Origin of the sequence: Treponema sp. OMZ 840 (genome assembly GCF_050937815.1) — a bacterium.
Lineage (GTDB): Bacteria > Spirochaetota > Spirochaetia > Treponematales > Treponemataceae > Treponema_C.
On record NZ_JACDIJ010000003.1, the window covers coordinates 218,018 to 231,696 of the forward strand.

Below are 13,679 nucleotides of genomic sequence, written 5' to 3' on the forward strand. Positions count from 1 at the left end.
TGAGGCTATGATATATAAGTTTGTTATTGTCTTGGTTTTTGCTTTACGCCCGTTTTTATCTTGACATCTCTTTTTTTTAGTTTATAATTCTATAGGAGTAATATGATGAAAAACATTAAAACTGCGGCTTTTTTCAGCCTCTGTGTACTGTTGTTGTACACCGCCTGCCCCCATAATGAGCGGCCCGGCCCCGGCATCAACCCCGGCTCACAGGATTCTGCACCCTATGTCGAAGGCGGTATTTCGCTGGTAGTAAGTCGGGATAAAAAGACGATAAATATTAACGTAAAAAGCAGTAACGGCACACCGATTGAACTCGAAGAATGTACCGCATCTTCCGTTCCGCATGATACATACGAAAATGTAACGGCAAAAAACAGAATCATCATCTTAAAGCCTCAAACCGGTGCCGATATTATAGGATTAAACTGTCCTAACCAAGCCGTGCTGAAAATAAATGCCTCAGGATGTAAAACGCTTACAAGCTTAACCTGCAATAAAAATCTGCTGGACAGCCTTATTCTTCCTGCCGATTCGCAGTTAACCCATTTAGCATGTGCGGAGAATAAACTTACTGCTCTTAATATACAAGCATGTAAAAATCTTGAAAGCCTTGAATGCGGAAAAAATAAGCTGACATCGCTCGACCTCAGCGGGTTAAACAACTTGACTAAAGCGGAGTGTTGGCAAAATAATCTTACCGAACTTAAGCTGACCGGCTGTACCGCTTTAACAAAGCTTGACTGCGAAACCAACAATTTGTCGGCACTTAATCTCAGTAATTTAACGGCTTTGACAGAAGTAAACTGTAAGTCAAATAAGCTTACAGAGCTTACCGTAACCGGCTGTACCCAATTAGCAAAACTGGATATAAGCGGTCTTAATCAGCTGCAAACCGTATTATGCCATGGGAACAAACTGAACGAGATAAATATTACAGACTGTACCGCTTTAAAACAAATAGAGTGTTATAACAATGACTTGAATAAAGACGCCTTTACAACGCTTTTAAATACCCTGCCGGATAGAACTTCCGCCGGGACGGAGGGGAAGGCCGTATTGTACAAAGAAGGCGAAACGGGTAATGTAACCGATTTTACACAGCCTGCCGATCTGCTAGCTGCGGTAGACACGGCAAAGGGGCATAAATGGAAATTGTACAAAAAAACCGGCACGGATACGGAAGTAGAAATATAGCACACCGCCAAACCCCGGCCGGCTTTTAGACAAGACAAACCGGGGTTTTATCGTTTTGCCGCAGTGCTGCCGGAAAGCCTTGCGTCTTTATATTACACTTCCGAATCGCCGTCTTCGGAAAAGGTTTCTTCGGTATGAGAAGAAGAACCGGGCCGGGCTTTTTCACGCAAAAGCAATAAGTCCTGAATCTCTTTTCCCGCCCGTACGGACGAAAAATGTCCGAACACGCCGACTGCGATTACCCCGGCTAAAATCGCACCCATGGCAAAATAAAACCACAGAGGGGGTGTTCCCTCCCTGATACTCTTCCATGCGTTGTAGCCTAAAAATACGGCGACGAGTACACAAATATTGCGGTTACGCTCCAAGCCTTTTTTCTTTTGTCCGAGAGCCGCAGCGCGTTCATTAAATTCGGTTTCTGTCATAGACATATTTTTTCTTATATTCTCCTGATGCTGTATTTTTATTATCCTTCCGATTTTTTAAATATCCGGTTTCCCATTGTTCTTCCGTAATTTCGGGAATATCGGATAAATCAATTTTGCGGGACTTTATTTCGGCTATACGTTCAAGCGTTAAAGTTTTGCCTGTTTGCATAATATCTTTTTTCCTCCGCTTTTGTTGCAGCACGGGCCGAAATCAATCTTATTTTTTTTCGCTCCGTGTAACAGGCGGTAATAACTAAAATACCTCCTGTTTCTCCTATTCCTATAAAACGTTCTTCAAGAGCGGTAGAATGGGCTTCATCATATATTTCGTAAAAAAAAGGATCGTCAAATATTTCCAGAATTTCTTCAAAACCGAAACCGTGCTTTTGTCTGTTGATTTCGTTTTTTTCAGAATCCCATTCAAAACGCCCGTGTTTTTCCGTCATTCCGGTGTTAATACTAGCACCCTTTACGGATGGCGTCAAGGTTTATTTAATTTGACATTTGAAAAATCATGACCTATACTTTAAACGAATACATGCTTATTAAGGAGTATTATTATGAAAAAAATCATAGCTTTGCTCCTCTTGTTTTGCCTAGGCAGTGTCCTTGTTTTTGCCGTGGATTACGGTATAGGTTTTTTTACCGATTTTAACTATCAGTATGCCGATTGGAAAGCCGTTTTTCCGGTTCAAACCTTTAAAGATTCGCAAAAAATCGGTTTTTGGGGAATTAAATCCTTTATAGATGTGCAGTATGCGGTTATAAACTTCGGTATAAAGGGTTCGGTTACAAAAACGGATTTAAGAAATTTGCATACGGGAACGGTTTTGCGTTCGGATATTTCAACCGTATATATGACTCTCGGCGTTTTGGGAAAATATCCTTTTAAACTGAAATCGATACGTCTTTTTCCGCAGGCGGGGTTTGAGGGCGATTTTATTTTTTCTTATAAAGAGGGCGGTACGAATTTTGAAGTCAATACCGCAGCCCAAGAGGATTGGAACAGGCATTGGTTCGATTTCGGCTTGGGAGCGGATATTCCCGTCGGAAAAAGCGGAAAGCTTTTTTTACGGCCGCAGACACTGTTCGGCTTGGCTTTAAATAAACCGGCATACATAAAAAAGGCGAAAGCCAATGTCGAAGCTGCAGGCGGTTCTTTTTCGTACAACAGCTTTAGGTTTAATATCGGCTTGGGCGCTTTTTTTCAAATCAATTAAAAAGCAATAAAAAAGCGCCCAAACATTTTTTCGTCTTTTTACACTTGTCGCAGGGCTTACAACCGCTCTATAGGGCAGCCTTTTATGCGCGCCCAGCGCAGTACGGCATTCAGCCGCTGTAAGTACCCCTTATCGCCGGGTTCTTTAAGCCAATCTATCGTATCCATATCTATCCGCACGGAAACGGCTTGCTTTTTCGGTTTCCAATTTTTAGGATATAATTCCTTTGCCTGCGCATCGGTCAGTTCGGGAATATCTGAAAAATTTATAGGTCTTTTTTTCAGTGTAACGATTTCTTCAACGGTTAATATGTTTGCAGTACTCATTGTAAATCTCCTCTTCTTTCGGCGATGCAAGCCGTGCCGAGATAATCCGTATTCTCTTTGTTTCCGTATAGGATGCTGCAATAACTACAATACCCGTTATACACCCCAGGCCGAAATAGCGCTCTTCCGTTTCGCTCGAATGCTCTTTGTCATAACGCTCGAGAAAAAACGGGTCGTCAAAAACGGACAAAATCTGTTCAAAAGAGAGGCCGTGACGTTTTATATTTTGTTTGTTTTTATCGGTATCCCATTCAAACCTGCCGTCATCACTGATTTTTGTCATTCCGACCTCAATTATAACAATTGTATATACGTTTCCGTATTACGTCAAGCCAAAAATCAAACGCGCCCGGCGCGGAAGTTCGCGGAAGTTAATACACGGCGCGGCGCAGGCGGGTTTGCTCGATGTCCGTACTGAATAAATCGCGCAAATCGTTGATTCCCAATGCCATAAGCGCCATACGGTCTATACCGATACCCCATGCGAGAACGGGAACGTCTACTCCCATCGAGCGGGTTACTTCCGGCCGGAAAATACCGGAGCCGCCCAGTTCAAACCAGCCCAAAACGGGGTGTTTGATATGGACTTCAACCGAGGGTTCCGTAAAGGGGAAGTAGCCGGGAACGTATTTTACGTCCGTAGCGCCCGCGATTTCGACGGCGAACATTTCCAAAAAGCCCAAAAGGGTTTTTAAGTTTACGTCTTCTCCGAGCACAATGCCTTCCGTTTGATAAAAGTCGGACAAGTGGGTGGCGTCAACCTTATCGTAGCGGAAACAGCGGGCTATGCCGAAGTATTTTCCGGGAACGGAGGCTTTTGCAAGCTGATGGGCCGACAAAACCGTTCCCTGGCTGCGTAAAATAAGGCGGCGGGTAAAATCGCGGTCAAAGCTGTAGTTCCAGCCGCGGCTTCCGGTATCGCCGCCCGTTTCATGTGCCGAAGCCACGTTCGACAAAAAGGGCTCGTCTATTTTTTTTGCATACTGCGGATTTTTTATATAATACACGTCATGAATATCGCGGGCGGCGTGAAACTGCGGCATAAACAGGGCATCGCTGTTCCAAAATTCGGTTTCCACAAGGGGCCCGTCGAATTCTTCAAAGCCCAAAGACGCAAGCTTGTCTTTTACGCTTTCCAAAAAGGACACGTAGGCGCTTGCGCGGCCGGGAATGACACGGGCGGGCGGAATACTTATATTGTATGAGCGGAAACTCGCATTTTTCCATTCGCCCGTTGCAAGAATTTTCGGGCTTAAAGCGCCGATTTCCGCGCCGGTAATACCCGCCTGTTTTAAAGCCTGCGAAACCGCGGCCGCTTCATCGGCAAGTTTATATACAACCGTTTCGCGTTCGACAATGCGGAAAGCGGCATCGGATGCGCCGCGTTTTTTGGCGGCTGACGCGATAATCTTTACTTCATCGGCGCTTAAAGCATCCTGATCCAAAAGGCGGCTTTCGGCTTCATAGGCTTTTTTAATAAGAGATGCCATAAGTTTAACGCTTTCGGGCAGGTCGGGCGCTTTAACGACGGCTTTTTTATCTTCGTCCATCGCCAAAGCACCTTCTTTTGAAAGCATACCGAATGCGCTTCCGACATCTTTATTTTCTAACCGGAGGATAGATGCGATTTCGGGCAAGCTTAAAGCGCCCCTTTCTTTTACGCAGTTAAAAATACGCTCGGCCGGCTGACCTTCCGTGTAAAAAAGAATGCCCAATTCGGTCAATTCGTAATAGGTTTGGGGCTTGCGGCTGGCCACAACAGCCAACGCTTTACCCGAAAGCCATGAAAAAGCCTGATTTGCGTGCCCTTCTTTATAGCCGAGTTCTTTTTGAAGGCGCGCGGCCGTCAATTCGTCGTTTGCCGTATACGACAGCAATACCTTTACTTCAAGCGGGTGAAGATTTTTTATGAGTCCCTGTATATCCATGTGCGTAATTAATATGCCGTCGCCTGTTTTTCCAAAAAGCGGATACGTGACGTATAATACACCTTTTTCTTTGCGCCGTCGTATTTTGTCGAATCGGCTCCCCTGTATACATAATGATAGTACTTACGCACGCCGTTTTCTTGAGTTTCTTCAATAAACTTCATGGCACGGTCGCGGATTGCAATCATCGCATCGGCTTGATTAAACATACTTTGATTTATCGTAACGGTAAAAAAAGCTTCACCGGTAGCGGGCAAGTATTCAATAGTGATGGTATACGGAAGCCCGTTTTCAGTTTTTCCGTCTTCCTCTATTTTCACAACATTCAAATTTTCCGGAATTTGTGCAGCCAAAACGGCTCCGACACACAAAAAAACGGCTAACACACAAAATATTTTTTTCATAACAATTCCTCCTTAGTATAGGAAATCGGAAGATGAATTTTCAAATTTTTGCTGCAAAAACCGAAAATTCGCACACACGCTAAAATTGTGTGTACCCTTCTATTTTACTCACAAACAGAAAAAAATCAAGGTCGGCATAGTATTTCCCGCTCTTTATGTAATAACGGGGTAAATCTACCAAAAGCACCGTCCCGCTTATTTCTTTCGGTTTGTTTTTTAGCAAACTTTGGGCATAGCTGCGGACAGCATTCTTTAAAGCTTGGCGGCACGCTTCTTTTATACCGTCGCTTTCGTTTACGATAGAATCGGATCCGATACCCTTAATACGCGGAAACGAAGTTGTTTGCCACCGCTTGCGCCGCGATATCATGTTTTCCGTAAGCCGGTACTCCACCCAGCATTCCACCCGGGAACTTTCCGCTCGATACCCTGCGTTTGTAAAAGTGAGTTTTTCATCGATTTCGACAGGTATTACGGGTTCTACGCTGAAAAACTCGTCTACGGCGCGCAGTTTGTCCGACGGCGTATAGACGAATTTCCACCCGTAAACAAGACCTTCAAGCATAAAGGGGGTAAGCATTTTTATCTGTTCAACGGCTTGCGCGTATACCGAATCGCCGGCTTGAAGCGGTTTTTGCAAAGAAGGCACATTATCGTACGGAAACCATAAAGAAAAGCGCAAAAGTTCGGAGTTTAACATATTTTGTGCACGAAGAATGCCGCCGCCGGCACTGAAAAAGCACAATAAAATCAATAAAACATATTCTATCTTTTTTTTCATAGTTCAGGTACTATTCGGCGGCTTGCCGGCTTTCTTTTCTGGGCAATTCGACTTGGCCTATAACGGCATAGTTTTTCATTACCAGCAAAAAAGCCGCCCACTGCGGAAGCGTTTGCTCGAGAAAATCGACACGGCTTCTATTGCGCGAAGATGTAAACAAAAATTTTATATTTGAAATCACTTCCGGAACGGATTTTCGCGCATCATCGGAAAGAAGCAGCATATACCGATACAAATCGTAAAAATACGATACCTGCGTTTGCACAAAATTTTTCGCTTCGGCATTGACGTTATTTACCATTACCGCCAAATTGCGTGAAAATTCGGGATCTTTTCGGCCGTCGTTTACATAACTGAGTATAAGACCTATATCGTTTTTTGCCCCCTTAGCAAAGGATTGCTCAAAGGCATTTAAAATGCGCTGCGTATCGGTACACGCATATACTGTGGACGAAAAGTCCGTTTTTTGTTCGGGATTGTTAAAAAAACCTTCAAGAATAATGTCGTTTAAAAGACCGCGTACCTGTTCTTCAAAAAATTGTATTAAAAACGTTTTTATTATTTGCATCGGCGTTATCCATAAAAAGGAAACCGCCGAATCCTGCTTTAATATTTTATTGTTTTCCTCGTTGTATGACGCAAGCGTTTGCAAGGGCAAATCGCCGAACAGCTCTTTCCGTTCGCGTTCAAGCTGGCGGTCTTGCAGTTCAACTTTAATACGCTGTTCTTCGGATTGGAAACGGGAGCGCAAACGGGATGCATAGTCGGCTAAGGGTGCGGACTTTACAAAAGCGGTATCCGGTCTAAAAGAGGCGTCGTCTTTTGCTATCAAAATACAGGCTTTAAGGGTTTCGTTGTTAAGCACCTTTGTCAAAATCGCGGCTATTTTTTTTATATGTACGACAACCTCATCGGCGGGCAGTTTTTTTTCGGCATGAACGGAAGACGAAATCGCCATAACTGCGCGCGCTAAAGAAGCGTTTACTTGAAATGCGGATGTAATAAAATACAAATCAAGCAAAAAATTCGTCGCTTTATCTATCGGCGCCGGAGCAAATGAATTTTGCGGATCAAGGGAGTCGAAGGTCGGGTTAAAAATTTTTAAAAATCCGATAAAGTTAAAAGTACATAAATCGTAAAACAGCTCAAGCTTTTTTAAAGTATCCTCTATTTGAATAAATGTTGAAGAACGCAAAACATGAATAAGTTCTTCCAACGTGTGAGTTTGTGATTCCACATCCCGTTGAATATTATTGCTTTTTTCGAGCTTTGCTTTACGGCTTTCATACGATAGAGAAGCCAATTTAACCTTATCGTTCGGCGAATATCCGGTTTGAATGAGCATATCGTAGATACGGTTTTTTATATGGATATTTTCTGCAGGCGCCATAAAATTTAAAAGCCTGAAAAAAGGAGTTGTATGTGTATACAGTAAAAAAATAAGCTCGCCGAAAGCCGGAAGCAGTTCTCCGTTTTTATACAACGGCGGCTGCATTTGCCTTAGTTGTTGTTCCAGCCTTTTTATTTGTTGCTTTGTCGGTATGTCCGCTTTTTTGTTTTCGCCGAACACGGACTTTAAAAAGCCGATAAGCTGCTGCAAAATAGCCATATAAGCATTGTAAAGGGATTATTCCGTTTTGACAATAAGCGTTCCGAAGATTTCGCGATAATCATGAACGGTTTGAGCCGAAACAACGGCTTTGCGCAAAGAGGCTCCGCCTTCGACACCCTTTATATAGGCACAAAAGCGCTTTCGCATTTCGCGGCATGCAAGTTCTTCGCCTTTGTCGGTGCACAAAAGTTCCAATTCGGCAAAGGCGGCTTCTACCCGCTCTGCAAAGGGAATTTCCGTATATGTGCCCGTTTGTAAAAACTCACGGGTTTGGCGAAAAACAAAGGGGTTTCCCATCGCACCGCGGGCAAACATAACGGCCGCACAGCCTGTTTGCCGAAATACGTCCCGCGCGTCTTCGGGGCCGAAAATATCACCCGAAGCAAACACGGGTATTTTCCCTTCCGCACGGGAAACGGCCGCCGCAATGACGCTTTTATCCGCCCTTCCTTCGTAGCCCTGCGCCCGTGTGCGGCTGTGAATCGTGAGGGCCGCCGCCCCCGCCTCCAGTGCCGCATCCAGGGCCTCCGGCCAAGTTATGTTATTCGCATCCCATCCCGAACGTATTTTTACCGTAACGGGAACGGGAACGGCCTGCACGGCCGCACGCACAATCGAATACAATTTGTCGGGATGCTTTGTTAAAAAAGAACCCGCACCGCTTTTAATGATTTTCGGCACCGGACAGCCGGCGTTTATATCGACGAGTTCGGGTTTTACCGTTTTATATACAATACGTGCGGCTTCGGCAACAGTGTCTTCGTTTGCACCGAAAATCTGTACGGCATATGCGGTTTCACCGGGCGCACGCTTCATGATTAGGGCCGTTTTATCGGACCCGCGTACCAAAGCTTCGGCGGATACCATTTCCGTATACGCAAAATCCGCTCCGCAAGAACGGCAAACACGGCGAAACGCACGGTCGGAATAACCGGCAACGGGAGCAAGAAAAAGATTTCCTCCGAGATGAAGGGAACCTATATCGACGGGACGATAAAAAGACTGCATAGCGGATACGATTCGGTTTATGCCGGTTTATTCGCTTAAGCGGAAAAAAGCGCAGCTGTTTTTCCACAACTGTGCGGCCAACTCTTCCATATCGATTTCAAGCATTTCCGCTAAAAACCGGACGGTAGAGGGTATATACGAAGGCATATTTCTTTTACCCCGGAATTGTGCCGGCACCATAAAGGGGCTTTCCGACTCTATAAGAATGCGCTCAAGCGGCAAATTCAATACGGTTTCATGCAAATTGCGCGCATTTCGATACGTAAGGTTTCCGGCAAACGAAAAATATAAATTCATATCTAGCGCTTTTTTTGCATATTCGGCATCTTCCGAATAACAGTGCAAAACGGCTCCGGCCGAAGGAATTCTTTCCGACAAAATATCCAGAATATCCTTGCCCGCATCGCGGTTATGAATGATTACGGGCATGTTCATTTTTTCCGCCAATTCAAGTTGAGTAATGAACAATTCTATTTGAGAACGTTTGTCGCCGAATTTACGGAAATAATCCAAACCCGTTTCGCCGAGTGCGACGACATTCGGCAGCTTTAAATTTTCTTCAACCGTTTTTATCCAATCGCGCCCGGGATTGTTTACTTCCGAAGGCGCAACCCCGACGGCATGATACACCCCCGACACGGATTTTAAGTTTCCGTATACATAAGAAAAATCATGTAAGCTGTTGCAAATGCTTACAATCCGCGTAACGCCGGCTTGTTTTGCTTCTTGTACAACGCGCAACTGTTCAATGGGATCTTCGTAAATAAGCCCGATATGGGCATGAGTATCAAAAAACTGCATGGCTTTCTTCCAAAAACAGGTTATACGGGATAACACGGACCCCGGAGAATTGCATATATTAAGAATTCATGCATCTCTACCGATAAGGATAACATAGGAATTGTGTATCGTCAACAAATCTTTTAAATATTTTCTTAGATATTTATATTTGACATGTTTGTTTTCTGATGATATACTGGAATAAGTATCTATAATGTGGAGAAAAGCGTGGCCCGAACCCGTACATATAAAAAACTCGAAAAAAGCCTTGTCCATTTAATAATGGTTTTTTTTGCAGGTATATTCCGTAAAGTAATCGATTTTACGGTTGCGGTTTTTAAATTTTGCGACCGAAAACTGACCATTATGATTGTTCCGCATTCGCAAAGCAGAGTAATCAATTTCAGAACCAATATTTTTTCCTTGGGTGCCGGAACTTTATTGTTTTTAGGCATCCTTATTTCCTTTTTCTATTTTAACCGCCGCAATGCGGGTTCCGCACAGGAAATAGCACGCCTTCAAGAAGAAAACCGCAAAACGCTCGCAAGTTTGGATGAATTGCGCGATGAAAACAACAACCTGTTGCAAACCGCCGAACAATTTCAAAACACCCTCAGCCAAGCGCTTGCCCTTATCGGTATCAATCAAACGTCGATTACAAAAAATGCGGGCCAAAACAGCGACCTTTCTTCTCTTTTTAATATGCAGGAAATAGCCCACGGTTCGGTAAAAGAAAGCGCCGATATCCGTAAGCTTTCAAATTATCTTGAAAATGCGGTGCAGCCTATAGAACAAATCGGAAAAATGTTGCAAATTCAAGGCGCAATGCTTTCCGATACGCCGAACGTATGGCCGGTAAAAGGCGGTTTAGGGCACTTTTCCATGCCTTTCGGTCAAGCCCTTCACCCGATTACGGGACAATGGTATATCCACAAAGGGCTTGATATTTCAACTTATCGTTCCGGAGATCCGGTTATTTCGACGGCAAACGGACAAGTCGTTACGGTGACGTATGACGCTTCATTCGGTAATTACATTATCATTCAGCATAAATACGGATACTACACTCGTTACGCTCACTTACAGTCAACGCGGGTAAAAACGGGCCAATTCGTTTCACAAGGCGACGTTATCGGCACGATAGGAAATTCCGGAGTTTCAACGGGGGCGCATTTGCATTATGAAGTACATATCGGTTCCGAAGTTGTGGATCCGGCAAAATACGTTAATATTAAACTCAAAAACTAACCCCCGGCATAACGGGAGCCTTCCATGATTTCACAATATGACGATATTTCCGTAAATACTTTGATTGCCCCCGGAACCTTTATCAAGGGGGATATGCACCTTGAAGGCTTTATTCGTCTTGACGGCGATATAGACGGCAATATAGAAACCTCCGGTAAAATAATTATCGGCAGACAAGCACGAGTACGCGGGAACATAACCGCCCTTGCCGCCGTTATAAACGGTATTGTCGAAGGCGATATTGTGGCCCCGGAAAAGGTAGAATTATTTTCAACGGCATCCGTCCGCGGCGATGTCATTACAAAAAAAATAACGGTAGAAGAAAATGTTTTTATACAAGGACATTGCATTGTCCTTGACGACGAACAAGCGTTTTCGGATGCAAAAGATTTATGGCAGGACGCAAAAGCTATCCGCCGCAAAGCTTTTGCGGAGCCCCGGGACGGGTTTTAATGGCCGCAGTGGATCCTTTAAACATATCTCCTTTTTTTTCGGTCAGCGACGGCTTGCAGCGCAAAAAGAAAAAAGAAGAAAAAATTACGCGGGAAAAATCGGATTTTACCGAAATTCTGGCGCATACGGAAAAAATACAGGAAGCGCAAACAGAATCCGAAATCGGAAATTTAAAAATCGCGGGTGCAAAAATACCGTCGAACGCCTCCTTCGACGATGTTTTAACCGAATTGGTTGACGACGTATATACAGCCGGCGATGCATTGAAAAAAAATCCTTTTACCGATACCTTTATCGTATATAAACAAAAACTTTCGCGATTTATGCAGTTTGTCATTCAAAATGCATACGAAATGGAAGTTCGGGAGCGGCGCAAAGGAAAAAAACGGCAGCAGCTTATAACAATTCAAACGATAAATGCAAAGTTGGATTCGTTGGCTGCCGATATTTTATACAATCAAGCGGATCAGTTGAAGATTTTAGCAAAAATAGAAGAAATAAACGGCCTTTTGGTTGATTTTTTATCTTAACGGATCGGCTTACGGAGAAACGATATGTTTGAGGATGATATAGAAAAACTGAGCAACGAAGAACTTTTGGCACTGGAAGACGCCGTTGACAGCAATCAGCCGGAAACTGCGGATTTCGATTTCCCCGCCCCTCTTTACAGGCTTTTACTGGAATATTCGAGCGAAAGCTTGTATGCAACTGCCCCGGAAAACTGTACGCCGGAAAGCGGCGATTTTGTTATCGTTCCGACCAGATACGGTAAAGACTTGGCCAAAGTGTTGGGCATATCGAAAAAACCGCTGCGCACACGTCCGCAGGATATTGTTACAATCGAACGCAAAGCTGTTGCGGAAGATTTAGCCCGTGCCGAAGAGCTGCGGGAAAAAGAAAAAGAGGCGCTCCGTATTTTTAAAGAAAAAACGGCCGCCCATAAACTTGATATGAAACCTATCAGCGTTCATTTTTTGTCGGAGGAGCAAAAGGTTTTGTTTTTTTTCAGTTCCGAAAATCGCGTAGACTTCCGTGAATTGGTAAAAGACTTGGTTTCCGTATTTAAAATCCGCATCGAACTGCGCCAAATAGGGGTACGGGACGAATCTCGCTTAACCGGCGGTTTGGGCGTTTGCGGGCGGCCGTTTTGCTGTCATGCCGTTTCCGACAAACTGCGTCCGGTATCTATCCGTATGGCAAAGGAGCAAAACCTTTCCCTTAATTCCATGAAAATATCCGGCCAATGCGGCAGACTTTTATGCTGCTTAGCCTATGAATACGATTGGTATACCGAAGCACGGAAAAAAATGCCTTCGGAAGGCTTGCGAATCTTTTACGACAATACCAATTTTCGTATAAGCGAATCGACCCCGCTTACCGGTATGGTAAAAATGTCCGGAGAAGACGGGCGCGTTTTGGAGATTCAAGCATCCCGATTTAAATACATTGACGGGCGCTGGCGTTTAACGGATTGATTTGTTTAACGGATTGATTTTATGTAAGCACCCACACAGAAGCTTTTTGTGCGTTGCAGCCCTGTCCGCGCCAGTCCGAATAGAATAAAAAAGACGAAAACCCCGCCTCTTTTGCAAAATTCAATATGGTTTCGGCCGGCGGCATAAAAACGGGAGTTTTGCTGCGCACGGGAACAAGCTGCGCCGCGCCCCTTTCCAGATTTTGTGTAAGCAGGGTGCTGCCGCTGTGCTCGTCTTTTTCCAAAACGGAAACAAGTTTTATGCGGATACTTTCCCGCACGGCAGGAAAACCGGGTATATGCAAAACAAGGGCGCCGCCGAACGCCAAAACGGATCGGCAGTCGCAAAAAAACTTACGAAGTAAAATTTCATCGCCGATAAAGTATAGACTGTCTTCAAGAATATAAATACAGTTATAAAAGTCTTTTGCCAAAAACCGCCCTATTTCCACAGGGGCCATTTGAAAAAAACGTACACCGGCGTTCGGCGTTCGGCGGCGGCGCACTGCCGTATTAATAAATTCACGGGAAGCGTCGGTACCGGTTACATCAAAACCTTGACGGGCAAGGGTGTGCTCAAAAGCACCGCTCGCACAATCTATCCGCAATACTTTAACCGGAGAACTATACTGTTCCAAAAAACGATTGAAAAACGACACTTGTTCGTCCGATACGGGGTACAACTCATCATAGTATTCAACAAGATTTTCTAAGAATTCCATCCGTTCCATTATACTACAAATATGAAAAAAAAGCTTTATTTCCGGTGGTTTTTTTTATACTTTTCTGATATAATCGGCAACAGGACGATATAAAAACC

The 13,679-nt window shown here is 44.2% G+C and carries 18 protein-coding genes; 6 read left to right on the forward strand and 12 right to left on the reverse strand.

The window, feature by feature from the left end:
* The first annotated feature begins 105 nt into the window (after positions 1 to 105).
* Positions 106 to 1,197: a hypothetical protein gene (locus tag H0R92_RS06700; protein WP_432962410.1), complete on the forward strand. Its 1,092-nt coding sequence runs from the start codon at positions 106 to 108 to the stop codon at positions 1,195 to 1,197.
* Between the two features lie 92 nt (positions 1,198 to 1,289).
* Here the strand turns inward: H0R92_RS06700 and H0R92_RS06705 are convergent, their stop codons facing one another.
* From H0R92_RS06705 to H0R92_RS06715, 3 genes are read right to left on the reverse strand one after another with little or no spacing between them, the layout of a single operon-like run.
* Positions 1,290 to 1,622 (reverse strand): hypothetical protein, encoded by a 333-nt coding sequence (locus H0R92_RS06705; RefSeq protein ID WP_432962412.1) that lies wholly within the window; start codon positions 1,620 to 1,622, stop codon positions 1,290 to 1,292.
* Positions 1,603 to 1,794 carry a hypothetical protein gene (locus H0R92_RS06710; RefSeq protein ID WP_428770690.1) on the reverse strand — a complete coding sequence of 64 codons (192 nt, stop codon included), beginning with the start codon at positions 1,792 to 1,794 and terminating at the stop codon, positions 1,603 to 1,605. Before H0R92_RS06710 ends, H0R92_RS06705 begins: the two co-directional genes overlap by 20 nt.
* Positions 1,766 to 2,071, reverse strand: coding sequence for a BrnT family toxin (locus H0R92_RS06715; protein WP_428770691.1), 306 nt, complete (start codon positions 2,069 to 2,071; stop codon positions 1,766 to 1,768). Before H0R92_RS06715 ends, H0R92_RS06710 begins: the two co-directional genes overlap by 29 nt.
* A 114-nt stretch (positions 2,072 to 2,185) precedes the next feature.
* Here H0R92_RS06715 and H0R92_RS06720 point away from each other — a divergent pair, with 114 nt between their 5' ends.
* Entirely contained in the window at positions 2,186 to 2,845 is a 660-nt protein-coding gene (locus H0R92_RS06720) for an outer membrane beta-barrel protein (RefSeq protein ID WP_432962415.1), read from the forward strand.
* Positions 2,846 to 2,901: 56 nt separating this feature from the next.
* Here the strand turns inward: H0R92_RS06720 and H0R92_RS06725 are convergent, their stop codons facing one another.
* The 8 genes from H0R92_RS06725 to H0R92_RS06760 all read right to left on the reverse strand — a co-directional run bounded on the left by H0R92_RS06725 (position 2,902) and on the right by H0R92_RS06760 (position 9,705).
* Positions 2,902 to 3,171, reverse strand: a complete 270-nt coding sequence (locus H0R92_RS06725; RefSeq protein WP_432962417.1) for a BrnA antitoxin family protein — start codon at positions 3,169 to 3,171, stop codon at positions 2,902 to 2,904.
* On the reverse strand, positions 3,143 to 3,454 hold the full coding sequence (locus H0R92_RS06730; RefSeq protein WP_432962419.1) for a BrnT family toxin: 312 nt from the start codon (positions 3,452 to 3,454) through the stop codon (positions 3,143 to 3,145). The genes H0R92_RS06725 and H0R92_RS06730 overlap by 29 nt, the downstream gene beginning before the upstream one ends.
* Positions 3,455 to 3,542: 88 nt before the next feature.
* Positions 3,543 to 5,099, reverse strand: coding sequence for a phenylalanine--tRNA ligase subunit alpha (locus H0R92_RS06735; protein ID WP_432962421.1), 1,557 nt, complete (start codon positions 5,097 to 5,099; stop codon positions 3,543 to 3,545).
* A gap of 8 nt (positions 5,100 to 5,107) precedes the next feature.
* Positions 5,108 to 5,503: a hypothetical protein gene (locus tag H0R92_RS06740; RefSeq protein WP_432962423.1), complete on the reverse strand. Its 396-nt coding sequence runs from the start codon at positions 5,501 to 5,503 to the stop codon at positions 5,108 to 5,110.
* A 79-nt stretch (positions 5,504 to 5,582) separates the two neighbouring features.
* Positions 5,583 to 6,284: a hypothetical protein gene (locus H0R92_RS06745; RefSeq protein WP_432962425.1), complete on the reverse strand. Its 702-nt coding sequence runs from the start codon at positions 6,282 to 6,284 to the stop codon at positions 5,583 to 5,585.
* A 10-nt stretch (positions 6,285 to 6,294) separates the two neighbouring features.
* The gene (locus tag H0R92_RS06750) at positions 6,295 to 7,893 is read right to left on the reverse strand and encodes a hypothetical protein (RefSeq protein ID WP_432962427.1); all 1,599 of its coding nucleotides are present in this window, start codon (positions 7,891 to 7,893) and stop codon (positions 6,295 to 6,297) included.
* Between the two features lie 18 nt (positions 7,894 to 7,911).
* Positions 7,912 to 8,904 carry a tRNA dihydrouridine synthase DusB gene (gene dusB / locus H0R92_RS06755; RefSeq protein WP_432962429.1) on the reverse strand — a complete coding sequence of 331 codons (993 nt, stop codon included), beginning with the start codon at positions 8,902 to 8,904 and terminating at the stop codon, positions 7,912 to 7,914.
* 27 nt (positions 8,905 to 8,931) lie between these two features.
* Positions 8,932 to 9,705 (reverse strand): TatD family hydrolase, encoded by a 774-nt coding sequence (locus tag H0R92_RS06760; RefSeq protein ID WP_432962431.1) that lies wholly within the window; start codon positions 9,703 to 9,705, stop codon positions 8,932 to 8,934.
* A gap of 207 nt (positions 9,706 to 9,912) precedes the next feature.
* Here H0R92_RS06760 and H0R92_RS06765 point away from each other — a divergent pair, with 207 nt between their 5' ends.
* Genes H0R92_RS06765 through H0R92_RS06780 form a run of 4 tightly spaced genes read left to right on the forward strand, consistent with a single transcriptional unit; the run spans position 9,913 to position 12,860 of the window.
* A complete protein-coding gene (locus H0R92_RS06765; RefSeq protein WP_432962433.1) occupies positions 9,913 to 10,932 on the forward strand; it encodes a peptidoglycan DD-metalloendopeptidase family protein in 1,020 nt (339 codons plus the stop codon).
* A gap of 24 nt (positions 10,933 to 10,956) precedes the next feature.
* A complete protein-coding gene (locus H0R92_RS06770; protein WP_432962435.1) occupies positions 10,957 to 11,385 on the forward strand; it encodes a bactofilin family protein in 429 nt (142 codons plus the stop codon).
* Positions 11,385 to 11,915, forward strand: coding sequence for a DUF327 family protein (locus H0R92_RS06775; RefSeq protein ID WP_432962437.1), 531 nt, complete (start codon positions 11,385 to 11,387; stop codon positions 11,913 to 11,915). The genes H0R92_RS06770 and H0R92_RS06775 overlap by 1 nt, the downstream gene beginning before the upstream one ends.
* A gap of 24 nt (positions 11,916 to 11,939) precedes the next feature.
* Positions 11,940 to 12,860, forward strand: coding sequence for a PSP1 domain-containing protein (locus H0R92_RS06780; protein WP_432962439.1), 921 nt, complete (start codon positions 11,940 to 11,942; stop codon positions 12,858 to 12,860).
* 19 nt (positions 12,861 to 12,879) lie between these two features.
* Here H0R92_RS06780 and H0R92_RS06785 read toward each other — a convergent pair whose 3' ends face one another.
* Positions 12,880 to 13,581 carry a class I SAM-dependent methyltransferase gene (locus H0R92_RS06785; RefSeq protein ID WP_432962441.1) on the reverse strand — a complete coding sequence of 234 codons (702 nt, stop codon included), beginning with the start codon at positions 13,579 to 13,581 and terminating at the stop codon, positions 12,880 to 12,882.
* Positions 13,582 to 13,679: the final 98 nt, after the last annotated feature.